Source organism: Vibrio sp. DNB22_10_4 (genome assembly GCF_052879755.1).
In genome coordinates, this window is sequence record NZ_JBNNXW010000006.1 from 146,093 (window position 1) to 170,231 (window position 24,139).

The following is a 24,139-nucleotide window of genomic DNA, read 5'->3' on the forward strand; positions in this document are numbered from 1 at the left end:
ACTACTATGAACCTTAATTTCTCTCTTTACCGTTACAATCCGGATGCAGATAACAAACCATACATGAAAGACTACACCTTAGAGGTGGACGAAGGGTCGGACATGATGGTGCTTGATGCTCTGATACTATTGAAAGAGCAAGACCCAACGATTGCGTTCCGTCGCTCTTGCCGTGAAGGGGTATGTGGCTCCGATGGCTTGAACATGAACGGCAAAAATGGCCTTGCTTGTATCACACCGCTATCTGCGCTTGAGGGTGGCAAGATTGTCATTCGACCATTACCGGGACTTCCGGTGGTTCGAGACTTGATTGTCGACATGACTCAGTTTTATGATAACTACGCGAAAGTTAAGCCATTTCTTATTTCTGAAGGAAATGTGCCGCCGTCGCGTGAAAATCTGCAAATGCCAGAAGAACGTGCTCACCTTGATGGACTGTATGAGTGCATCATGTGTGCGTGTTGTACGACGTCTTGTCCATCTTTCTGGTGGAATCCAGACAAGTTTATTGGACCTGCAGGTCTTCTCGCTGCGTACCGCTGGCTGATTGACAGTCGAGATACTGCAACGGATGAACGCTTATCAAATCTTGATGATGCGTTTAGTGTTTTCCGTTGTCACGGCATCATGAACTGTGTCAGTGTATGTCCTAAGGGACTTAACCCAACGAAAGCCATTGGTCACATCAAATCAATGCTTGTGAATCGTTCGGTGTAACAACAAATAAAAATTGCCGACTCGACGTCCCGGAGAGTCGGCTTCTTATAGCTCGGCGTAGACCGAAGCATACGTGAAAACTACTGGTTAAGGGAAAATATGCACAATGGTGTGATGAAGGCATGGCTCGAGTCTTCACACTTGGCAGGCGCCAATGCAACGTACGTAGAAGATCTCTACGAACTGTATCTAAGTGATCCCGAACAGGTAAGTGAGGAGTGGAGACGTGTATTTGATGGGTTGCCTGTGCAGCCTGATGTGGTTGAACAGCCGCATTCACGTGTCCGTGATTACTTCCGACGACTCGCTCAAGAAACAAAGCATTCAAGTGCTCAAGTAAGTGACCCCGAGGTCGATGCTAAACAAGTAAAAGTTCTACAGCTTATCAATGCGTACCGCTTTCGCGGACATCAAGCTGCAAATCTAGACCCTCTAGGTTTATGGAAACGCCCAACGGTTGATGAATTGGAACCTGCGTTCCACTCGTTGACGGAAGATGATTTAGACGAAACGTTCAATGTTGGCTCTTTTGCTATTGGCCAAGAAAGCATGACGCTTCGCGATCTTCACAAAGCACTTCAAAAAACCTACTGCGGCTCAATCGGTGCAGAATACATGCACATGACAAACACCGCTCAAAAACGTTGGATCCAACAGCGTTTAGAGTCAGTGGTTGGCCAACCCTCTTTCGATTCCGAACACAAACACACTTTCCTAGAAGAGCTAACTGCAGCTGAAGGTCTTGAGCGTTATCTTGGCGCAAAATTCCCAGGTGCGAAACGTTTCTCGCTAGAAGGTGGTGATGCTCTGATTCCAATGACCAAAGAACTGATTCGCCATGCTGGTAGTCAAGGCATGCGAGAAGTCGTGATTGGTATGGCGCACCGTGGTCGCTTGAACATGCTGGTCAACGTCTTGGGTAAAAAACCTCAAGACTTGTTCGATGAGTTTGCGGGTAAGCATGATGAAACATGGGGTACAGGTGATGTGAAGTACCACCAAGGTTTCTCTGCTGACTTTGCAACGCCGGGTGGTGATGTGCATTTAGCCTTAGCATTTAACCCATCTCACCTTGAGATTGTAAATCCAGTAGTTATCGGCTCGGTTCGTGCTCGTCAAGATCGCTTAGGCGACAAAGACGGTAGCATGGTACTGCCAATTACCATTCACGGTGACTCAGCGATTGCGGGTCAAGGTGTTGTGCAAGAGACTTTCAACATGTCTCAGGCGCGCGGCTTTAAAGTGGGTGGTACGATTCGAATCGTGGTCAACAACCAAGTTGGTTTTACTACCTCTAACCCACGCGATACCCGTTCAACCATGTACTGTACTGACATCGCTAAGATGGTACAGGCTCCTATTTTCCACGTGAATGCTGATGACCCAGAAGCGGTCGCGCTTGTTACGCAAATTGCGCTCGATTTCCGTAATGAGTTTGGTAAAGATGTGGTGATTGATCTGGTCTGTTATCGCCGTCATGGTCACAACGAAGCGGATGAGCCCAATGCGACTCAGCCGTTGATGTACCAGAAAATCAAAAAACACCCAACGCCTCGCAAACTGTACGCGGATGTCTTGATTGAGCGTGACGAAAGCGATATTGAAACCGCTACGCAGATGATCAATGAGTATCGTGACGCGTTAGACCGCGGTGAAGTGGTGTGTAAAGAGTGGCGCCCAATGGCATTGCACTCAGTAGACTGGTCTCCATACCTCGGTCGCGATTGGGATGAAGAGTGGGGTGGCCAGGTTGGTACAGAGCGTCTTGTAGGCCTCGGTAACAAACTTGGACAGTACCCAGACAGTCATAAACTTCAAAGTCGTGTAAACAAGCTGTACAACGATCGTGCTTCGATGATGACCGGCGAGAAAATGATCGATTGGGGCATGGCAGAAACGCTGGCTTACGCAACCCTTCTTGATGACGGTAAGCGTATCCGTATCTCGGGACAGGACTCCGGCCGTGGTACTTTCTTCCACCGTCACTCAGTACTGCACAACCAAGAAGATGCGAGTACCTATATTCCGCTTTGTAACCTTCACGACAAACAAGGTCCATTCCAGGTCTTTGATTCGGTGTTGTCAGAAGAAGCGGTACTGGCATTTGAATATGGCTATGCGACTGCAGAGCCTAGTGGTTTGACTTTGTGGGAAGCGCAGTTCGGTGACTTTGCTAACGGTGCTCAAGTTGTTATCGACCAATTCATCTCTTCTGGTGAGCAAAAATGGGGCCGTCTATGTGGTCTAACAATGCTGTTGCCACATGGCTATGAAGGTCAAGGCCCAGAGCACTCTTCAGCGCGCTTAGAGCGTTACCTGCAGCTTTGTGCTGAACAAAATATGCAAGTGGTGATTCCATCGACGCCTGCTCAGGTTTATCACATGATTCGTCGTCAGGTAGTTCGCCCAATGCGTCGTCCATTGATTGTGATGTCACCTAAATCACTGTTAAGACATCCACTGTGTGTGTCTAGCATTGAAGACTTGGCAGAAGGCACATTTGAGCCGGCGATTGGTGAGATTGATGATATCAAGCCAGAAAACGTCAAACGTGTTGTGTTCTGTTCAGGTAAGGTTTATTTCGACCTGCTCGAACAGCGTCGCAACAACGAGCAAGATGACGTAGCTATTGTGCGTATTGAACAGTTGTACCCATTCCCACTGGATGATGTAAAAGCCAAGATTGCCGCCTACACCAATGCTCAAGATTTCGTTTGGTGTCAGGAAGAGCCGCAAAACCAAGGCGCTTGGTATTCAAGTCAACATAATTTCCGCGCAGCTATCCCTGCGGGTGCTGACTTGAAATATGCGGGGCGACCAGCATCTGCATCTCCGGCCGTTGGTTATATGTCGGTACACTTGAAACAACAGAAAGCGTTAATTTCTGACGCGTTGACCCTAGATTAAGAACTAGAAGAAAAAAGGAAGAAACAGATATGACTATTGAAATTCTGGTTCCAGACTTACCTGAATCAGTTGCAGACGCGACCGTCGCAACGTGGCACAAGAAACCAGGCGAAGCGGTAGCGCGTGATGAAGTTATCGTTGATATCGAAACCGATAAAGTTGTTCTTGAAGTCCCGGCGCCAGAGGCCGGCGTTCTTGAAGAGATTGTCGAAGAAGAAGGTGCGACAGTACTGTCTAAGCAGTTGATTGCTAAGATTAAGCCAGGAGCTGTTGCTGGTGAACCGACTACGGATACCACGGAATCTACAGAAGCATCACCAGACAAGCGCCACAAAGCTGCGCTAACGGAAGAGTCGAACGACGCTCTTAGCCCAGCGGTTCGCCGTTTGCTGGCTGAGAACGATCTTCAGGCATCAGACGTGAAAGGCACTGGCGTTGGCGGTCGAATCACTCGTGAAGACATCGAAGCGCACCTAGCAGCAGCGAAAGCAGCACCACAAGTAGAAGCACAGGCGCCTGTTGCTCCAGTATCGGCTCGCAGCCAGAAACGTGTGCCAATGACTCGTCTACGTAAGCGTGTTGCTGAGCGTCTACTTGAAGCGAAGAACAGCACAGCGATGCTAACGACGTTTAACGAAGTGAACATGAAACCAATCATGGATCTTCGTAAGCAATACAAAGACCAGTTCGAAGAGCGTCATGGTATTCGCCTTGGTTTCATGTCTTTCTATGTGAAAGCAGTAACCGAAGCGCTAAAACGCTACCCAGAAGTGAACGCGTCTATCGATGGCGATGAAATCGTTTATCACAACTACTTTGATATCAGCATGGCGGTATCTACGCCGCGTGGCCTTGTGACACCAGTACTAAAAGACTGTGACTCTCTAGGTTTTGCTGACGTCGAGAAAGGCATTAAAGAGCTGGCGATTAAAGGTCGTGACGGCAAGCTAACCGTTGAAGAGCTGACAGGTGGTAACTTCACCATCACTAATGGCGGTGTGTTTGGTTCATTGATGTCTACGCCAATCATTAACCCACCACAAGCGGCTATTTTGGGTATGCATAAAATCCAAGAGCGTCCAATGGCGGTTGATGGCAAAGTAGAAATCCTACCTATGATGTACCTAGCGCTGTCTTATGACCACCGTTTGATCGATGGTCGTGAGTCAGTAGGTTTCTTGGTAACTATCAAGGAACTACTGGAAGATCCAGCACGCTTGCTACTTGATGTGTAACCAAGCGTTGTTTTTTGTTTTGGATGTATAGACGTCCAAAATAAATGGAGCTAGACTAGCTCAACGTCTAGCTCCTTAGTAAGCCCACAAGAGGCGACTCTAACGAGTACTCCTACAGACGTACCGACATTCGGTATATGGAAATAAAAAATCCCTCAGGGATATAACAAATGGAATCGCACAATGAATTTGCATGAATATCAAGCCAAACAGCTGTTTGCAGAATTCGGATTGCCTGTACCAGAAGGCTACGCATGTGACACCCCACAGGAAGCGTTCGAAGCTGCTGGTCGTATCAGTACTGAAAAGAAAGTAGTTAAATGTCAGGTTCACGCTGGTGGCCGCGGTAAAGCGGGCGGCGTGGAACTTCACGACACCAAAGACGGTGTTAAAGAATTTGCTCAGAAGTGGCTAGGTAAAAATCTAGTGACTTACCAAACAGATGCGAATGGTCAACCAGTGACTAAAATCCTAGTTGAGGAAGCATCTAACATCGCTAATGAGCTGTACCTTGGTGCAGTGGTTGACCGCGCAACACGTCGTATCGTGTTTATGGCATCAACAGAAGGCGGTGTTGAAATTGAAAAAGTTGCGGAAGAGACACCGGAACTGATTCATAAAGCGGCGATCGATCCGCTCGTTGGCCCACAGGCTTACCAAGGCCGTGAGCTTGCGTTCAAACTTGGTCTTGAAGGCGACCAAATCAAGCAGTTTGTAAAAATCTTTATGGGTCTAGGCAATATGTTTGCTCAGTACGACCTTGCACTGCTAGAGATTAACCCATTGGTTATCACAGGCGAAGGCAACCTTCTATGTCTTGATGGCAAGATCAACATCGATTCAAATGCACTTTACCGTCAGCCTAAACTTCGTGAAATGCACGATCCTTCGCAAGAAGATGAGCGTGAAGCGCACGCGGCTCAGTGGGAGCTTAACTATGTAGCACTTGATGGTAGCATCGGCTGTATGGTCAACGGTGCAGGCCTTGCAATGGGTACCATGGACATCGTAAACCTACACGGCGGTCAACCTGCTAACTTCCTAGATGTAGGTGGCGGCGCGACCAAAGAGCGTGTGACAGAAGCGTTTAAGATCATCCTATCTGACAGCAACGTGAAAGCGGTTCTGGTTAACATCTTCGGCGGAATCGTACGTTGTGACCTAATCGCAGACGGCATCATTGGTGCAGTTGAAGAAGTGGGTGTTGAAGTTCCAGTAGTGGTTCGTCTAGAAGGTAACAATGCACCTCTAGGCTCACAAAAACTCGCGGAAAGTGGTCTAAATATCATTGCTGCAAGCTCGCTAACAGAAGCAGCGGAAAAAGTAGTTGCTGCAGCGGAGGGCAAATAATGTCTGTACTAATTAATAAAGATACAAAAGTTATCTGCCAAGGCTTCACTGGTGGTCAAGGTACGTTCCACTCAGAGCAAGCGATCGCTTACGGCACACAAATGGTCGGTGGTGTTTCTCCTGGTAAAGGTGGTCAAACGCACCTAGGTTTACCGGTATTCAACACTGTACGCGAAGCAGTTGAAGTGACGGGTGCAACAGCGTCAGTTATCTATGTACCAGCGCCTTTCTGTAAAGATGCAATCTTGGAAGCGATTGATGCGGGTATCAAACTTATTGTGACTATCACAGAAGGCATTCCAACGCTTGATCTTCTAGACGTGAAAGTGCGTCTAGACGAAGCGGGTGTTGTGATGATTGGTCCAAACTGTCCAGGCGTTATCACTCCTGATGAGTGTAAGATTGGTATCATGCCAGGTCATATCCACAAGAAAGGTAAAGTGGGTATCGTATCTCGCTCTGGTACGCTTACGTATGAAGCGGTTAAGCAGACAACAGACGAAGGTTTTGGTCAGTCGACGTGTGTCGGTATTGGTGGTGACCCAATCCCAGGTTCAAACTTCATCGATATCCTGAAGCTGTTCGAGCAAGATCCAGAGACGGAAGCTATCGTTATGATCGGTGAGATCGGCGGTACAGCGGAAGAAGAAGCGGCGGCGTTTATCAAAGAAAACGTCACTAAGCCAGTTGTCTCTTACATTGCAGGTGTTACAGCGCCTCCAGGTAAGCGTATGGGTCACGCTGGTGCGATTATCTCTGGCGGTAAAGGTACAGCGGAAGACAAGTTCGCTGCGCTTGAAGCTGCGGGTGTTAAGACGGTTAAGAGCCTTGCTGATATCGGTAAAGGTCTAAGAGAAATTACCGGTTGGTAATGACTCACATTAGCTCTAGGTTTTAAATAGAGTTAAAAACAAAATTAAAAAAGCTCCGGTCTTACGATCGGAGCTTTTTTTGTGCTTATGAAGTTTTTAGGCTTAGTCTCTTGAGGGAACAAGCTGAGCCAGTAAGAAAAAGCCAGCAGCGCTAATGACCACCGATGGTCCCGCTGGAGTGTCATAAAACCAAGAGAGGCTGAGTCCGCAGAATACTGACACGATACCAATCGCTGAGGCTGTGAAGGCCATTTGCTCTGGAGTAGCCGTGAACTTACGAGCCGTGGCCGCCGGAATGATAAGTAATGACGTCATAATCAGCGCGCCGACAAACTTCATGCCGATGGCGATGACCAGACCGACCATCAGCATGATGACCAAACGCATAAGGTCGACATTCACGCCTTCTACAGCCGCTAGGTCTTCATTTACCGTCGTTGAGAGTAGTGGTCGCCAAAACACGAACAGCAAAGCGCCGATCAGAGTCACACCAGCATAGATGTAAATCAGATCGGTTGGAGAGACTGCGAGCAAATCACCAAACAAATAGCTCATTAAGTCAACGCGGACGTTATCGAGGAAACTGACGGCAACCAAACCTAATGACAGTGCACTATGCGCCAGGATGCCGAGCAGTGTGTCTGTGGCCACGAGCTGCTGCTTTTGTAGCGTGACCAGAATGACAGCCAATGCCATACAACAGATAACGAGTGCCAGGTATAGGTTGATATCAAACAAAAAGCCGAGCGCAAGCCCCATTAGAGAAGCATGGGCGAGTGTGTCACCAAAGTAGGCCATTCTGCGCCAAACGACGAAAGAGCCCAATGGACCCGCAATCAGAGCGATACCGATGCCAGCGATAATGGATGGAAGCAAAAACTCAATCATGATGCGAGTGCCCATGTTTATGGTGTGAACATTGTGAAGCACTGCCTTCTACAGGGTCGCCTGCTAAATCATGATGGTGATGCACGTGCTGATGTTGATAGAAAGCCAGTGTTTCTTGAGTCGCACTGCCAAACAGCGCTACATAAGATGGATGACGGCTTACCGTTTGTGGCGTACCTTGACAGCAAATATGATGGTGAAGACAAATCACATTGTCTGATTTGGCCATGACGAGATGCAAGTCGTGGGATACCATAAATACCGCACAGTTGAATCGATGTCTAAGTGTATCGATTAGTTCATACAGATCGATTTGGCCTTGAACATCCACCCCTTGTGCTGGCTCGTCGAGTACCAGAATATCAGGGCGATGTAGTAGAGCGCGTGCTAGGAGTACTCGTTGGGTTTCCCCGCCGGATAATTGATGCATGTTACTCGAGATTAGATGCTCAGCACCGACAAGCTTCAGCGCGTCTAATCGCTCTTGAACACTGTATTTTCCTGCAAGTGCAAGAAAGCGCTCAACGTTTAGGGGCAAGGAATCGTTAAGTTTAAGTTTTTGCGGTACATAGCCAATTTTGAGCTTGCTAGCGCGGCGAATCGTGCCTTTAAAACGCTTCTGTAACCCAAGAATGACTTTGACTAAGGTCGATTTACCAGCACCATTAGGACCGATGAGGGTTAAAATCTCCCCTCGGCTAATGGTTAAGCTAATGTTATCTAGAACCTTTCGTTTACTGAACTCGACAGAGACTTGGTCGAGTGTAATCAGTTCGGACATGAATAGAACTCATTTGCAATTACGTCTTGTTATAATGTAACATTCTGAGCTATTGCAAGCCAGAAGGATTTTAAGCCCTATGTATCGTTACATTCCAGTTGTAGCACTTACTTCACTGCTTTCGTTTCAAGCGCAAGCACTGCAAGTGCTAAATAGTATAAAGCCTTTTGAGATGATCTCCCATGAGTTGATCATCGAAGGGCAGTCTACCTCGTCGATTCTCAACGCGAACGCATCACCTCACGACTACGCACTTAAGCCCTCGGACGTAAAGAAAATTCGCAGTAGCGACATCGTGGTGTGGTTTGGACACGATCTAGAAAGTTTTTTAGCCAAGTCCGTGGAAGGCAATCCGAACTCACTCGAAATACAAGATTTGGATGGAGTGTCATTGAGGGAGTTTGGTGAGGATGGGGATGATCATGGTCACGAAGGTCATGACCACGGTAGTTTTGACCCTCATGTTTGGCTTGGTCCAGAGCAAAGTCGTCAAGTTGCGCGTGCTATTTCAGCCAAGCTTCAAGCGATTGATCCAGACAATCAAGCTGCGTACCAAGACAAGCTGGCCGCTTTCGAGCGCACCTTAGATAGAACCATTGAAGAGATCCACGTTAAGCTTGAGCCAATACAAGACCAAGGCTATTACGTGTTCCATGACGCTTATGGCTACTATGAAGAATTCTTTAAGATGAATAACCTTGGCCACTTTACTGTCAGCCCAGAACGTAAACCAGGTGCGAAAACGTTAATTTCCATTAAAACCACATTACGTGAACAACAAGTAAAATGTGTTTTTGCCGAACCACAATTCACACCAGCCGTAGTGAACTCGGTGACCCGAGGTACTGGCACAAAAGTTGGACAACTTGATCCACTAGGTAGTGATATTTCGGTTGAAGATGGTAGCTACTTTGTATTCCTAAAGTCGATGGCAAATAGCTTTAGTAGTTGTCTAGGACAGTAGGTATCAGCCAAGCAAAACTCGGTCTGAACAACAAGGTTTTATATGTGTTCAACTGAGTTTTGCCTGTGATCGATGAGCCATTTAGATAGTTCTTGTTACCTTTTTTCTTTCATAACCTACACAAATCCAGTAAATTTACGATATTTATCGATGCAAATTAACTGGGCTCCTTTTGATACTCTCTGCTTCCTTATCACGCTGTTTAGTTTTCGCTGTTGGCCATAAAGTGACCAGCATGTGCTCACGCGTGCGTAAGATCCTGAGTCGTGTCCCGTTATTATTCGCGTTATCGCTGCTGCTCGCTCCGCAAATGAGCGTTAGTAAACCACTGCCTCCAGTATTCTATCCGCTGTCACTGCAAGCCAATGGTCAGTTTCTAGCGGCGAAGCAATTGTTTCCTGGTGTGGAAGGTGGACTCTGGTCTATCGATGTACACAATCGTGTCCGATTTTATGACGGTACCCGATTTATTGAGCTCGATAACTTGGCGTTTGACAATAACGACGTGACTTTTTTTCGAGGACAGTTTTGGTATGCCAAAGCAAATAAACTGTTTTCTCGGCAGCCACTTGGTCAGGTCAATCAAGTCTTTACCACTAAATTAACTGAGCATATTCAATCACTGGGTCATGGTGGGGAATATGTCTGGTTCTCAACCGATAATCAGGTTTACCTTGGCAATGAACATCCATCTAGGTTTGAAATTATCTCAATGGATGAGTTTGAGCGTTTCTACGGTGGAGTTGGGGTAAACATTACGGCTGCGATAGAAACTCGCGGCGCGTGGTACATCGGTACCAATGTTGGCTTATATCGATGGCAATATGGTGAGTTAGACTATGTCGGGAACGTCCATCGGGGAGCCGTCTCTACATTGTTGCTTGAACCAGAATCGAATCGCTTGGTGATTGGGTATCATACTGGCGTCGAGGTTTTCCCTCTCGATGAACCAATACAGCGTACTTTCTTCCCGCTTGGTCAACACGTCCTATCATTGGAAAGCACAGCCAGCCATTTTTGGGTTGGTACAGAGCAAGGCTTATACTGGCTTGAGCGAGATACCCTTGATCTTGAGCAGGTTGAGTTCAACCCTCACGACGAGTTTGGTCTAGCCGGCGACAAGATCTATGCCTTAGTTGCTGATGGCACTTTAGGAATGTGGATTGCCACCAACAATGGTGTTCGCTACTTCTCAGAATACGGCAAGTTGTTTGAGCGCATCTCGGTGTCAATTGACGAAAACCTCAATCGCCTTGAACCTAAACTCGAAGTCATGGAAAACCCACTTGGAGGGTACTGGGTTATCACCAGTAGCGCACTCTATGTCGTCGATGAAGAGGGTGAGTCCGCGATGATTTACTGGGGTAAGGTCTCATCGTTGGCGCAGCGGGAACAGCATCTGTGGATAGCGACGGAGAGGGGGTTAATGCACCTTGATCTCGATGCTTATCAAATTACAGCTTTGAGACAAAAGATAGATAATATGCCCGCACAAGTGGAGCATATTTCGCTTGGCAGCGGCGATACGCTTTGGCTCAATGATGGCCTACGGTTACTCAGCTTTAATGTTGAAACCGAGCGAGTCAATGATTATGGTGATGACTGGATAGTAAGTGAACACTTACCTGCGAAGGTTACTGAAATTTATGCATTGAGCGACAGTAAGGCGCTCGTTGGAACTGACCACGGCCTGTACATCATAGATGAGGGGCTTAGTCGTTATATCGGCGCTAGCGCACCATTTGGTAGCGTCACAGAGTTAGTAGCGGATGAACACCGAATTTGGGCCGCCAGCAGTTATGGCGCTTTTTTGTACGAAGATCAGAAACAAACCTTTACAAGACTAGAACTGTTCCAAGATAGCACCCGCCCTGTGTGTGTGACTCAAAGCGATGGGATTTTCTGGTTGGTCAGCTCTGCCGGTCTTACTGCTTATACAGGAACAGGAGAGATCGTCAGGCACTTGGGTGCTCCATATGGAGTGATTAGCAATGAGTTCATCAATGGTAGCTGTGCTTATAGTGAGCAGAGTGGTTCCATTGTGATTGGCTCGCGTTACGGCATTGTAGAGTTCGATCCGAAACGCATTCTTGATAACCCAGTACCGACACCTAGTGTATTAATATCTCAAGTGTCGGTGAGTAACACTGCTCGCCACCTTGGGGACGTTCAAGACGCCATTCCTAATGTTGGATATGGGGATTCGGTGGCGATTCAATTCAGCTTATGGCCATCAGCGCAAGGACACAGTCTTGTTTATCGAACCGGTGATGGTGACTGGCAAGATATGCAGGGTTTTCAACTTAATATTGATAAACCATCGCCGGGGCTACACAGCATAGAAGTGGCTGTGAAAGGGAATACGAGTTCTGAGTCGAGTATTCAGTTTAGTTACCAGGTCAGCACCCCATGGTTTATGACGGGGATGTTTTACCTGTTAATGGCGCTGAGCAGCCTAGTCTTAGTCGGGGCGGTGATTTATTGGCGTTCTCGACGCATTCGCTTTATGAACCGCGCCCTTAAAACACAGGTCGCATTAAAGACTGAGCAGTTACAACATCAAAGTCGTGTGTTAGTCGGTAATAACCAGCAGTTGCGTAAAGCGTTTAAAATTCGTCAGCAACTGATTCAAGAGCTGGTAGAACAAGCAGCACAGCACAGTGCCAACTTTAAACTTGAATCCTTATCTAGCTTAGATTCAACGTCTGCTAGTAATTTTGATGGTTTAGATAATGTCAAAGCCATCTTTGATGAGCAAAGCTCCTATCCGTTGGTATGTTCAGTATCGAGTGTGCTCAATTTTACCGTCGATGCGTGGCGAAAAGAGCTCGATAGTTACGGGATCAAAGTAGAATTAAAGATGCTGGCAAGCAGTGATAACGTGGTGTTGGATACCTGCAATCTAGACATCATCTTCAACTCAATTGTTGCCAATGCACTGCGTAGAATGGTGCGTGGACAAGTGATCAACATTACCGTGGATGATGATGGTAGTAAGTTGAATGTGACGTTTGAGGACAATGGATTGCCGTTGCCGAACTTTAACTCGCAAAGCGCTACTGGGGCATTCGATGTGAAAGAAAGTCAGCTCGATTTTAGCCCTTCGAGCCTGCCATCCCATATTCATCGCTCTGGTGGTGAGCTTCAGCCGGTTGAGCGTGGAAACACAAACCGCCTAACCCTGCGTTGGATGCTATCGATTCAGCAGTTGCCCGCTAACTTGCCTTCACATTCAACTAAGTCGTCTATGGAAACAGAAAGACCATTGATGAGCCTAGTGACTGAAAAAGAGATGCATGAAGTTAAGCCGGATAAGCATGAACAATGGAAACGGCAAGTTACTCAGCTGGTGGCAGAGCAGTATCATGATGCTGAGTTTAGCACCGCCTCAGCAGCTAAAGCGTTGTTCATCTCCGAGAGAAGCTTCCAAAGGCGCTTCAAATCTCAATTTGAGCGAACCTTTACAGACTATCTGACCGATGTCCGTATGGAGAAAGCTTGCGAGATGCTTCTGCAAGGCGAAAAAGTCTCTGAAGTGGCTTTTGCTTGCGGTTTCAACGATCCGTCCTATTTCTCTCAACGTTTCAAAGTCTATTTTGGTGTCCCACCATCTAAGTTTGCCATGATGGACATGACCGAAGGCGACTAGTCGCCAATTCTAAAGATCAAAGTATCGATAGAATGCCTGTTGCTTCAAACGTTCGAGAGGCAAGGTGCTGAGTTTAAAGCGAAGCTTCTCTCCTGGTCTTAGCTGCGCTGCTTTAGCTAAATCACGAAAGGCAATCACGCCTAGTTTCTGATAGCCACCTAGGGTTTGGTGATCGCTAAGCATAATAATGGGGTTACCATCTGGCGGTATTTGCACCGAGCCGGATAGGATCCCCTCAGAGATTAATGAAGGTAGAGTTTGAGTGAGTCGAGCGGTTTCACTGTCGCTGGATTTTAGCCTTATCCCCATTCGGTTGCTCTGCGCAGACACGGTATAGATTTGGCTTAGTAGCAATTCTCTAAGTGCTTTATCAAAGTGCTGGAACTGAAAACAAGGGAGTAAGTGCAAGGTTCTTACTCCGCCATAGCTTGGGATCGCACTTCTGGGGATAGGTTGCGGATTTTTGTGCTGAAGATCGTTTAGGTGACCAGGCAAGTTAGAGTTGACGGCTAAGCTGTCGCCGCAAGCGAGAGGTTGTCCAGAGTTTAAACCTCCTACGCCGTCGCGCTCCACTGTCGAATTACTGCCTAGGAAAGGCTCTATCGCAAAGCCGCCTGATACGGATAGGTAGCTTCGACAGCCGCTGCGAGGCACTTTCAGATGCAGCTCTTGTCCCTTTTTTAAGCTAAAAGGGCGCCAACTTTGAACGTGCTTGGCGACAATGCGTTGTGGCGAATGGACTTCCGCTAGACAATCTGCGCCAGTGAGTACCAAGGTTAAGTCTTGGTTGGCACGAAACTTAATCCGGCCTAGAACGATCTCTAGACTGGTCGCCGTCATTGGATTACCCAGTAACTTTTGTCCCCAACAGTGCGCATGCCAATCGGCGGCGCCGCCTTTTGTTAGTCCATAATGAGAGGCATTAGGACGACCCAAATCTTGCGTAGTGACGTGGTGTCCGGCGTTGATCACGACAAGTGCGCTCATTGCTCCCCTCCTAAGCTTAAGAATGTGCGGTGGTCAATCGGCTCGAACCGCACTTTGTCACCAATGTTTAGTAACGATTGTTCTGGCGAGATCTTGTCAAATAAAGTTAGCGGGCAGTTACCTATGATTTGCCAGCCTCCAGGGGTATCACTGGGGTAAACAGCCGTTTGGTTGTTGGCAATACCGACACTGCCTTTGCGTACTCGAGTTCGTGGCGTTTGATGCCTTGGCATGTGCAGTGCTTTAGGCAGCTCTGCAAGAAAGGCAAAACCAGGGGTAAAACCAATCGCACAAACGGTATAGGTTGAGCTGCTATGCAGTGTTATGACCTCGTCGACGCTAAGAGAGCAATGCCGAGCAAGTGACTCCAAATCTGGTGCTACCTTGGGAGCGTAATAAGTCGGAAGGGTTTTAATATCCACACTGCTTGGCGGCGGCTTGTCAGCAAGATTAAGGTTTTGAATATAGTGGGTAAGTGCCTCTGCTGAACAATATATAGGGTGAAACTCAATTAAGAGGCTCGTGTAAGAGGGGGTGCAGTTGACCAGTGTTCCGGCAAAGGCTTGTTTTATCATGGCTGTGTACTGCCCAATGATAAAAGGTAAATCAAGGTCTATCTTGTGACCAAACTCAAGCAGGATGGCCGATTCACCCACAGGGGATATTAGAGGCTTGTTCACTGTTTACCTCCACCTACTACTATGGCGCTATCGATTCGGATACGCAGCGCCTTTGCCACATCAATTGACGCTTGGTTGTCACCGTGAACGCATAGGGTGTCAATGGTAAGAGTTACCGATTTTCCATCGAGGGTTTTAATTGGCGCACGGGCAATAAACGCATCGGCTTGAGTTAAAATCTGATCCTGCTGATGCAGGACAGCGTTGTCCATGCTTCTCGGTGCCAGCAGGCCTGAGTTTAGGTAACTGCGGTCAGCAAAACCTTCAAAGATGACTGAAACCCCCTTGTCTGCCGCTAGCGCTTGATAATGTTGATGCTCTCTGGTTGCCAAGACCATTAGAGGTAAACTGAGCGATTGTGCTGCAGACAATAGGGCATTAAAAATCTCAGGCGAGGACATCATATCGTTATAGAGCGCGCCATGAGGTTTAATGTAAGTTACTTTCCCTCCTTGATGCTCGGTTATCGCTTTAAGCGCCCCTACCTGATAAAGGACTAATTGGGTAACAGTGTTGCTCTCCATTGCCATAGAACGACGGCCAAATCCTTGTAAGTCGGGATAGCCTGGATGTGCGCCAATGGTGACCTTGTGTTTCAGACACAATGCGACGGTTTTGGACATGTGTTCAGGATCTGACGCGTGGAAGCCACAAGCGATATTTGCCATATCCAGCAGTGGGATGAGCGTTGCATCACTGCCCATGTTCCAATGGCCAAAACTTTCTCCAACATCCCCATTTAACGTCAACATAAAACCACTTCCTTTTCTGTATTGAACAGCACCAGCCGGTTACCTAAGAATAAATTATGTCGTTAGGGGGAGCGATTTACAATTTGTGAAAAGAGGATTTGTGAGCCGAAAAGTTGTCAGTAAAAAATTTATGGAAAGAGTGATTAGAGCAGGGAAATAATAAGCAGAAAATATGCTGGGCAGTTTGTCGTAGGCAAAAAAAATCGCGGCATAGCCGGGGGACCATACCGCGGGTGTCAATGACACCTTCGCTTGCTGCCGGAGTGATATGGTCGCCCACATCACCTCTGGAATTTCGATTAACAGGAGCAGGTTGCTCTGTTGGGATTAACTATAAGTAATTCGACTTAATTTCCTTATAAAAATAACGGCAACTTACCATGAAGATCGCGCCATTTTATAGATAGTGTAATAAGTTGTTGTATTTTAATGTTTTTATATTTATTCAGATCCCATCTATGTCATTGTTTTGTCACCAAGATAGCGTTTTGATCGACATTTTGACGTAATTGACGGACATATTTTGACAAATAATACGTTTGCAATCCGGTTTAAATTGACATAGCGCAATGCGGAAAATAAGGTTACGCCTTTAGAATTACTGTTAATGTTAATATTTCTCATTACCAATCATAGTTTGGGTGAATAAGATGAAGCTTGCTGATTTAAACATCGGAAGCAGTGGAAAGATCACTGCGTTGACAGGACTATCGAATGATGTCCGTAAAAAATTGATGGTAATGGGGTTATTGCCGAATACAGAAGTAACAGTGATTCGACGTGCCCCAATGGGCGATCCATTGCAAATTGAAGTGCGTGGTGTTTCGCTGGCTGTTCGCCAAGCTATTGCACAATCAATCGAAGTGGAGCCTGCATAATGAACTACACCATTCTTACTGTAGGTAATCCCAACAGCGGTAAAACAACCTTGTTCAATGGGTTAACCGGTGCCAAACAGCAAGTGGGTAACTGGGCGGGTGTGACCGTTGAAAAGAAAACGGGTCAATACAGTCATGCTGGTGATCATTTCGAGTTGACTGACTTGCCAGGAATTTACGCGCTTGATAGCGGTAACGATGGCAACAGTATCGATGAATCCATAGCATCGCGAGCCGTTCTTACTCACCCAGCAGATCTGATTATCAATGTGGTCGATGCAACGAGTCTAGAGCGCAGCCTTTATATGACCCTTCAGCTTCGCGAGCTTGGCCGTCCTATGGTAGTTGTGCTCAACAAGATGGATGCGCTAAAAAGAGAGCGTATTAAGCTAGACATTGCAGGGCTTGAGAAAGCGCTTGGCTGTCCTGTGATGACACTATCAGCCACTGACAAAGATCAGGTTCGTGCGCTAAAAGAGCGTTTGCATAAAACTGTCGTTCAAGGGCTGACCCTCGACGCACTGAGCATCAATTATGGCGCGGAGATGGAGCAGGCGATTGCTCAAGTAGAACCTATTTTTGCTTCAGAATCAGTAAGCCCACGTGCGCTGGCTATTCGCGGCCTAGAAAATGACGTAATGGTGCTCAATGCACTATCGTCAGAGCAAAGAGATGAAATCGCGCTAGCGGGCAATCAAACTGGTGTGGATATTGACCTGCAAGTTGCTGACACCAAATATACCTATCTACATGAGCAGTGTAAGAAACTGCGTCGCAGTGAAGGTAAGCTGAGCCGTAGCTTCACGGAAAAAGTCGATGGCTTTATTCTTAATAAGTATGTTGGCGTTCCTTTTTTCTTCGTGGTCATGTATCTCATGTTCATGTTCTCTATCAACATAGGTAGTGCTTTCATCGATTTCTTTGATATCGGTGTCGGTGCCCTGCTGGTTGATGGTGGACACTACCTTCTTGATGACCATTTACCGGTTTGGTTAGTGACGCTTATTGCTGATGGTGTTGGCGGCGGTATCCAAACGGTAGCGACTTTCATTCCTGTGATCGCTGCACTGTATTTATTCCTAGCGGTACTAGAGAGTTCTGGCTACATGTCACGCGCTGCGTTTGTGCTTGATAAAGTGATGCAAAAAATCGGCCTTCCGGGTAAAGCGTTTGTACCGCTTGTACTTGGCTTCGGTTGTAACGTGCCTTCTATCATGGCGACACGTACGCTAGACCAAGAGCGTGAGCGTAAACTCGCCGCATCTATGGCGCCATTTATGTCATGTGGCGCTAGACTTCCGGTTTACGCGCTGTTTGCTGCAGCGTTTTTCCCAGACAGTGGCCAGAATGTGGTATTTGCACTTTACCTACTTGGTATTGTTGCGGCTGTTTTCACAGGTTTAGTGCTTAAGCACACCATCTACCCAGGCTCGAGTGATAGTCTAGTAATGGAGATGCCTGACTATGAGCTGCCGACATTCCAAAACGTGATGATCAAAACATGGCAAAAGCTAAAGCGCTTTGTATTGGGCGCGGGTAAAACCATTGTTTTGGTAGTGACAATCCTAAGTTTCCTAAACTCAGTAGGTACTGATGGCTCATTTGGTAACGAAGACAGCGAAAACTCCGTTCTATCGAAAGCGGCTCAAGTGGTGACACCAGTGTTTGCCCCTATGGGTGTGCAGCAAGATAACTGGCCTGCAACTGTTGGTATTATTACCGGTATTTTTGCGAAAGAAGCAGTGGTTGGTACGCTAAATAGTCTTTACACCTCAAGCGAAGGTGAAGAGGGTGAGTACGATCTATTTGCTAGCTTGCAGGAAGCCGTCGAGTCTATTCCAGCAAACTTGGCAGACCTTAGCTACTCAGATCCGCTAGGTGTCGATGTCGGTGACCTGTCGGATTCATCTGCAGTGGCAGAAGACCAAGAAGTTGATAGCTCTATCTTTGGTAACTTAAAAGGCTACTTTATCACTAGCAATGCCGCGTTTGCTTACCTCATCTTCATCTTGCTGTACACGCCATGTGTGGCAGCGATGGGTGCCTACGTTAAAGAGTTTGGTCAAAAGTACGCACGCTTTATTGCGGTATGGACAATGGGTCTCGCCTACGGTGGTGCTACGCTATACTACCAAGTGACTCACTTTGCTCTGCACCCAATGACCAGCGCAGCGTGGATTGTCGCTATCTTGGCCATTTGTGCCATCGTCTGGAAGCTGCTTAAAAGCCAAGGCAAGAAGCAGACCGAGCTGGAGATCCAAGTGGTATGATTCTGTCCCAGCTGAAGGCACACATTGAAGAAGACCCAGGCGTAAGTCGTCAGGATTTAGCAAAGCAGTTTGCTCTTAGTGAGGATGGTGTGGATGCGATGCTTGCGGTCTGGATTCGAAAAGGAAAGCTTTCAAGGACGGAAGACTGTGATAAGAAAGGACAGGTGGTTCGTGTGAGGTATCATGTGAATCAGGCAGATGGCCTCTCTTTGAGCGTAACCATGTAGTCTCAAAAACAATGTAATAGCAAAAAGCTCCGACACTGTCGGAGCTTTTTATTGGGCGAGACTTACGTACACCTGAACCGTTATGCTTTTGCGAATAGTTCACTATTCAAAAGTTGTGCTTGGATGCGTTCAGCCAAACTTAGCTGTTCGTCATCGCTGCGATACTCACCTTTTGCATTCCCCCAAAGCGGCCCTGGCCACGCCAAGTCATTTTTGTACCTTACAATATGGTGAACATGCAGTTGCGGCACCATATTTCCCAGTGCGCCGAAATTGAGCTTGTCTGGAGTAAACAGTGTCTCCAATGCTAGGTTAACCACTTCCGACTCAATTAAGAATTGTTGCTGCTCTTGCATTGGTAGGTGGTGCAGTTCGGTTAGATCGGCTTTTTTCGGGACAAGGATAACCCAAGGCACGGAGTCGTCGCGGTGCAGTAGTGCCAAACTCAATGGAAACTCACCAAGTAGGGTAGTGTCTTTTTTTAGTTGTGGGTGCAGTTCAAAGCTCATTGCGGTTGCTCACATCAAAAGGGATACAAAAAAGGCGAGTTGCTTACGCATCTCGCCTTCTATTATGAACTGTAATTCAACAAATTACATTCTTTCTAGTGTCTCGATACCCAGTAGATCAAGACCTTGTTTGATAGTCTTAGCTGTCAGTGCAGCAAGACGTAGACGGCTTTGCTTCACAGCTTCGTCTTCTGCAACTAGGATTGGGCACGCTTCGTAGAAGCTAGAGAATTGACCTGCTAGTTCGAACAGGTAGCTACACATGATGTGAGGCTGACCTTCACGAGCCACTGACTCAACCGCTTCTTCAAATTGTAGAAGCTTAGCTACCAGTGCTTTCTCTTTTTCGTCAGTGATCTTGATGTCGCCAGTAAGCGCATCCATAGAGACACCAGCTTTAGCAAATACAGACGCAACACGCGTGTAAGCGTACTGCATGTATGGTGCAGTGTTACCTTCGAACGCAAGCATGTTGTCCCAGTCGAACACGTAGTCTGTGGTACGGTGCTTAGAAAGGTCTGCGTATTTAACCGCTGCCATTGCAACCGTGTTCGCAATGTTTGCTTTCTCTTCGCTAGCAAGTTCAGGGTTCTTCGATTCGATAAGCGCGTTTGCACGCTCGATAGCTTCATCTAGAAGATCCGCAAGACGAACGGTGCCGCCAGCACGTGTCTTGAATGGACGACCATCTTTACCCAGCATCATGCCAAATGCATGGTGCTCAAGTGTCGTTGATTCTGGCACATAGCCTGCTTTGCGAACGATAGTCCACGCTTGCTGTAAGTGCTGGTGCTGACGTGAATCGATGAAGTAAAGTACGCGATCCGCGCCTAGTTGCTCGTAACGGTACTTAGCACATGCGATATCAGTAGTGGTGTATAGGAAGCCGCCATCGCGTTTTTGGATGATAACGCCCATTGGCTCACCATCTTTGTTTTTGTATTCATCAAGGAATACTACTTGTGCGCCGTCATCTTCAACCGCTAGGCCTTTTTCTTGAAGATCTTTTACGATAGCTGGAAGCATGTCGTTGTACATACTCTCGCCCATAACGTCTTCGCGAGTCAGAGAAACGTTTAGACGGTCGTAGTTGCGCTGGTTTTGAATCATAGTGATATCAACCAGTTTCTTCCACATCTCTGCGCAGAACTCATCACCGCTTTGCAGCTTAACTACGTAGTTACGAGCGCGTACTGCGAATTCTTCGTCTTCATCGTAAAGCTTTTTCGATTCACGGTAGAAGGCTTCTAGGTCAGAAAGCTCCATTGAAACTTCACCAGACTCTTTTTGAACGCGCTCTAGGTTTGCGATAAGCATACCGAACTGAGTACCCCAGTCACCGATGTGGTTAGCACGAACAACCTTGTGGCCAAGGAACTCTAGAGTGCGAACAACTGCATCACCGATGATGGTTGAACGAAGGTGACCAACGTGCATTTCTTTAGCAACGTTTGGAGCCGAGTAGTCAGCAACGATAGTTTGTTGCTCTTGTGTTGCAACACCTAGGCGAGCATCTGCAAGCGCTTCGTCAGCTTGCTTAGCTAGAAACTCTTCGCTTAGAAAGATGTTGATAAAACCAGGACCTGCAATTTCAGTTTTGCTAGCAATTCCATCTAGGTCCAAAACGTCCAGAACTTTTTGCGCGAATTCTCGTGGATTAGTGCCCAACTTCTTAGCAACGCCCATTACACCGTTTGCTTGGTAGTCACCAAACTGTGGTTTTGCAGATTGGCGAACAGCCGCAGGACTGCCTGCAGGTGCGCCAGCGGCTTCGAGAGCCTGAGATACTTTGTCGTTGATCAGTGCTTGGATATTCACACGCATTTCCTTCAAAACTTGGCTTCAATTCTTGGAATTGGATTTAATCTAGTAAATTGGCGCACATAATAGCAACTTTAGCGCCGCTCACCTAGGGGGAAAGTTTGTATTTTTTCTGATTCTAGCTCAATCCTGCTACTATTTAGCGTTTGATGACCAAAGTGAGCACAAAAAAATGCAACAAACCCTGATAGAAAAAGGTCTAGTGCCTTCTGTGATGTTGAATAAAATCGATGATTTTCTAGATAATATTCAGGCTTTATGCAGCCTATTAGCTATCGATTTATCTGCTTATCAAGCCGATCACATTGCGCTACGTATCAACGATGGTGAGTTGGCAAAAGCTGCGCATCACGCATGGCTCGACTACGGCAAAGTGATCTCTGAGGCGCAAATTAATGGCCGCCCGATTATTGTATTGGAATTCGACAACCCTATTGCAAGTCATGGCTGGTCGATCGAGTGTTTGGAGTTGCCGTACCCTGCCATTGGCAAAACACATCCAGTTGAAGATTGGGAGCATGTTGAGTTTGTGGTGCCATCTGAGGCGCAGACAGCAGACGCATTTTTGCAAGACTTGTATGCGAAGTTTCCTGAATTTGGAAGCCAGCTAGAGAAGGCAAAAGCGCAAGGTGTGAAAGTGAAATTATCGAGCCCGAAAGGCGAAGGGGAGCGATTGGCTAACCCAACAGTTGCACTTAAATTCAATGGTATATGTATCAAGCTACATCCACACAGCTTGAAAAACATCGTGGCTTCTGAGCAAGAGTAATGACTTTTCTGAGCCTTACACTACGCTGATAAATCATGACATGATTGGTTGAGATTTAAACACATCTGTGACGGCCTGATACCGATGAGCACGCGTTAGCAAGCTACACTGAATAGAGTATTCAGTGGTGAAGGAAGCGACGCGTGCTGCAAAGGAAACTTATTCGTTCATTTTCATTCGGTTCAGCCCTATTGCTACTTAGCTTAACTAGCAATAGCCATGCTGAGGCGTTTGATTTTGATAATGCCCCCTGTGAGCGCAGCGCCGCTCGAACGGTTTCTAATGATCATCTAGAACTCAATCTTAATTTCTGTAATCAGCTAATACGCCATAATGGCAAAAAGAGTAAGTGGACGGATGAACGCATTGCCCCTTATCTATCTGCAGCGAATCGCTGGCTAGAGGTGATCGTTGCTGTGGATGATATCGAGCAGCACACCCTAGACATTAACTTTCATGTGGTACCAATGAATAACGCCAATGGGATGGCAGGCCCAGAGGCGGAAATCGACGTTAATTGGCGCTTAATTCCGACCGAAGGTTCGGTGTTTATCGGTAGTCACACCTACCAGCCAGGGTTTGATCCTGTAGAGTTTAATGCCAATATTTTGCATGAAATGGGGCATGTGTTTGGGGTTGGCGCATACTCAATGGATTACACGCGCCGCGACAGTCAGCTTGGAAACCTGTTTATGGTGCGTGATAGTCAAGCCGTCAAACGTTTCAATGAGCAGTATAAAGCCAGTTTCCGTGAACTTCCTATCAGCGATGATGGAGGACATCTCTATGATTCTAAAGGCAGTGGGGACGAAAAACGTTACGATAAGAATGGGCAGCCTGTGCCGAACATGAGTCAAGAACTCATGGCCAACGGCACCCTAATTGGGCCTGTGACTTTGGGGATGCTGGACGACTTAGGCTATCAGGTGGACTATTCCAAAGGCGACTCTTACTAGCAGTGAAAAAAATAAAGCCGCTCTCACTATATTGAGGGCAGCTTTTTTGAATCAATGACAAGGTAACTCGTTATAAGATAACCGTCTTGTTGCCGTAGACGAACACGTGATCGTTAATCACTTTGTTGAGCGCTTTCGACAATACGTTTTTCTCAACGTCACGACCTGCTTGCGCCATATCGGCTGCACTAAAGTTGTGATCTACTGGAATCACGTCCTGCTTGATGATTGGTCCTTCGTCTAGATCGTTTGTCACAAAGTGCGCCGTTGCACCAATGATTTTAACGCCGCGGTCATAGGCTTGCTGATAAGGTTTCGCGCCGATAAAGGCTGGCAAGAAACTGTGGTGAATATTGATGATCTTATGGTGATACTTTTCAACAAAGGTCGGAGTAAGTACACGCATGTATTTGGCAAGCACTAGATAGTCAGCATCGTATTGGTCGATGGCTTCGAGCATTTTCGCTTCATGCTCTTCGCGGCTAAGCCCTTCGTGAGAGACGCAGTGGTATGGGATATCAAACTTCTCTGTTAAGCCTTGAAGAATGTCATAGTTACCAATGACAGCGGCAATGTCGACATCTAAGCTGCCATCAAAGTTCTTCATTAAGATATCACCAAGACAATGCGCTTCTTTGGTAACCAGAATCACAACGCGTTTACGAGATGAGTCAACAAGTTTGCGCTTGGTGCCTTCTGGAAGCGCTTGGTCTAGATCGGCAAGGAAGGTCTCATCGTTGAAGTAGCCCTCAAGCTCAGTGCGCATAAAGAAATGGCCACTGGTATTATCCACAAACTCATTGTTGTGAATAATATTGAGCTGGTGCTTGTAACAGATGTTGGTGATCTTTGAGATCAGGCCAGGTGCATCGCTGCAATGCGTGAGAAGGGTTTTCTTTTCCATGATTTACTGCTTCCGTGAAAATA

20 protein-coding genes are annotated in these 24,139 nt (G+C 47.0%); 12 read left to right on the plus strand and 8 right to left on the minus strand.

Translation table 11 applies throughout. From position 1 onward, the window contains the following. Positions 1–6 precede the first annotated feature (6 nt). From ACVA6Q_RS15740 to sucD, 5 genes are all read left to right on the plus strand, one after another. Complete coding sequence (locus ACVA6Q_RS15740; RefSeq protein ID WP_353498023.1) at positions 7–717, plus strand: succinate dehydrogenase iron-sulfur subunit; 711 nt, start codon at positions 7–9, stop codon at positions 715–717. Between the two features lie 99 nt (positions 718–816). Continuing rightward, positions 817–3,624 (plus strand): 2-oxoglutarate dehydrogenase E1 component, encoded by a 2,808-nt coding sequence (gene sucA, locus ACVA6Q_RS15745; RefSeq protein ID WP_446648133.1) that lies wholly within the window; start codon positions 817–819, stop codon positions 3,622–3,624. 29 nt (positions 3,625–3,653) lie between these two features. Next, positions 3,654–4,859: a 2-oxoglutarate dehydrogenase complex dihydrolipoyllysine-residue succinyltransferase gene (gene odhB / locus ACVA6Q_RS15750; RefSeq protein ID WP_429761519.1), complete on the plus strand. Its 1,206-nt coding sequence runs from the start codon at positions 3,654–3,656 to the stop codon at positions 4,857–4,859. 183 nt (positions 4,860–5,042) lie between these two features. Then, positions 5,043–6,209: an ADP-forming succinate--CoA ligase subunit beta gene (gene sucC, locus ACVA6Q_RS15755; protein ID WP_429761521.1), complete on the plus strand. Its 1,167-nt coding sequence runs from the start codon at positions 5,043–5,045 to the stop codon at positions 6,207–6,209. Further along, complete coding sequence (sucD, locus tag ACVA6Q_RS15760) at positions 6,209–7,081, plus strand: succinate--CoA ligase subunit alpha (protein WP_042476406.1); 873 nt, start codon at positions 6,209–6,211, stop codon at positions 7,079–7,081. Before sucC ends, sucD begins: the two co-directional genes overlap by 1 nt. Before the next feature lie 102 nt (positions 7,082–7,183). Here sucD and znuB read toward each other — a convergent pair whose 3' ends face one another. Next, the gene (gene znuB / locus ACVA6Q_RS15765) at positions 7,184–7,969 is read right to left on the minus strand and encodes a zinc ABC transporter permease subunit ZnuB (RefSeq protein WP_418641694.1); all 786 of its coding nucleotides are present in this window, start codon (positions 7,967–7,969) and stop codon (positions 7,184–7,186) included. Next, positions 7,962–8,750, minus strand: a complete 789-nt coding sequence (znuC, locus tag ACVA6Q_RS15770) for a zinc ABC transporter ATP-binding protein ZnuC (RefSeq protein ID WP_446648134.1) — start codon at positions 8,748–8,750, stop codon at positions 7,962–7,964. Before znuC ends, znuB begins: the two co-directional genes overlap by 8 nt. Before the next feature lie 79 nt (positions 8,751–8,829). On the opposite strand from znuC, the gene znuA reads away from it, so the two are divergent. Continuing rightward, the gene (gene znuA / locus ACVA6Q_RS15775; protein WP_446648135.1) at positions 8,830–9,714 is read left to right on the plus strand and encodes a zinc ABC transporter substrate-binding protein ZnuA; all 885 of its coding nucleotides are present in this window, start codon (positions 8,830–8,832) and stop codon (positions 9,712–9,714) included. Positions 9,715–9,949: 235 nt separating this feature from the next. Beyond that, positions 9,950–13,363 carry a helix-turn-helix domain-containing protein gene (locus ACVA6Q_RS15780; RefSeq protein WP_446648136.1) on the plus strand — a complete coding sequence of 1,138 codons (3,414 nt, stop codon included), beginning with the start codon at positions 9,950–9,952 and terminating at the stop codon, positions 13,361–13,363. 9 nt (positions 13,364–13,372) lie between these two features. Here ACVA6Q_RS15780 and ACVA6Q_RS15785 read toward each other — a convergent pair whose 3' ends face one another. Genes ACVA6Q_RS15785 through ACVA6Q_RS15795 form a run of 3 tightly spaced genes read right to left on the minus strand, consistent with a single transcriptional unit; the run spans position 13,373 to position 15,782 of the window. Beyond that, on the minus strand, positions 13,373–14,350 hold the full coding sequence (locus tag ACVA6Q_RS15785) for a 5-oxoprolinase subunit C family protein (RefSeq protein ID WP_446648137.1): 978 nt from the start codon (positions 14,348–14,350) through the stop codon (positions 13,373–13,375). After that, positions 14,347–15,030 (minus strand): 5-oxoprolinase subunit PxpB, encoded by a 684-nt coding sequence (gene pxpB / locus ACVA6Q_RS15790; protein WP_446648138.1) that lies wholly within the window; start codon positions 15,028–15,030, stop codon positions 14,347–14,349. Before pxpB ends, ACVA6Q_RS15785 begins: the two co-directional genes overlap by 4 nt. Beyond that, the gene (locus ACVA6Q_RS15795) at positions 15,027–15,782 is read right to left on the minus strand and encodes a 5-oxoprolinase subunit PxpA (RefSeq protein WP_446648139.1); all 756 of its coding nucleotides are present in this window, start codon (positions 15,780–15,782) and stop codon (positions 15,027–15,029) included. The genes pxpB and ACVA6Q_RS15795 overlap by 4 nt, the downstream gene beginning before the upstream one ends. A 650-nt stretch (positions 15,783–16,432) precedes the next feature. Here ACVA6Q_RS15795 and ACVA6Q_RS15800 point away from each other — a divergent pair. From ACVA6Q_RS15800 to ACVA6Q_RS15810, 3 genes are read left to right on the plus strand one after another with little or no spacing between them, the layout of a single operon-like run. Next, positions 16,433–16,660, plus strand: coding sequence for a FeoA family protein (locus tag ACVA6Q_RS15800; protein WP_112480466.1), 228 nt, complete (start codon positions 16,433–16,435; stop codon positions 16,658–16,660). Then, a complete protein-coding gene (feoB, locus tag ACVA6Q_RS15805) occupies positions 16,660–18,930 on the plus strand; it encodes a Fe(2+) transporter permease subunit FeoB (protein WP_446648140.1) in 2,271 nt (756 codons plus the stop codon). Before ACVA6Q_RS15800 ends, feoB begins: the two co-directional genes overlap by 1 nt. Next, entirely contained in the window at positions 18,927–19,157 is a 231-nt protein-coding gene (locus ACVA6Q_RS15810) for a FeoC-like transcriptional regulator (protein WP_353498034.1), read from the plus strand. Before feoB ends, ACVA6Q_RS15810 begins: the two co-directional genes overlap by 4 nt. Before the next feature lie 80 nt (positions 19,158–19,237). Here the strand turns inward: ACVA6Q_RS15810 and ACVA6Q_RS15815 are convergent, their stop codons facing one another. Together ACVA6Q_RS15815 and argS are read right to left on the minus strand one after the other, a co-directional pair. Continuing rightward, entirely contained in the window at positions 19,238–19,666 is a 429-nt protein-coding gene (locus tag ACVA6Q_RS15815; protein WP_429761534.1) for an HIT domain-containing protein, read from the minus strand. Between the two features lie 84 nt (positions 19,667–19,750). Then, the gene (argS, locus tag ACVA6Q_RS15820; RefSeq protein WP_418641689.1) at positions 19,751–21,484 is read right to left on the minus strand and encodes an arginine--tRNA ligase; all 1,734 of its coding nucleotides are present in this window, start codon (positions 21,482–21,484) and stop codon (positions 19,751–19,753) included. A gap of 175 nt (positions 21,485–21,659) precedes the next feature. Here argS and ACVA6Q_RS15825 point away from each other — a divergent pair, with 175 nt between their 5' ends. Both ACVA6Q_RS15825 and ACVA6Q_RS15830 read left to right on the plus strand, forming a co-directional pair. Continuing rightward, positions 21,660–22,256, plus strand: coding sequence for a VOC family protein (locus ACVA6Q_RS15825; protein ID WP_446648141.1), 597 nt, complete (start codon positions 21,660–21,662; stop codon positions 22,254–22,256). A 143-nt stretch (positions 22,257–22,399) separates the two neighbouring features. Then, positions 22,400–23,212 (plus strand): hypothetical protein, encoded by an 813-nt coding sequence (locus tag ACVA6Q_RS15830; protein WP_446648142.1) that lies wholly within the window; start codon positions 22,400–22,402, stop codon positions 23,210–23,212. Positions 23,213–23,282: 70 nt separating this feature from the next. Here the strand turns inward: ACVA6Q_RS15830 and purU are convergent, their stop codons facing one another. Next, positions 23,283–24,116 carry a formyltetrahydrofolate deformylase gene (gene purU, locus ACVA6Q_RS15835; RefSeq protein WP_446648143.1) on the minus strand — a complete coding sequence of 278 codons (834 nt, stop codon included), beginning with the start codon at positions 24,114–24,116 and terminating at the stop codon, positions 23,283–23,285. Positions 24,117–24,139 lie beyond the last annotated feature (23 nt).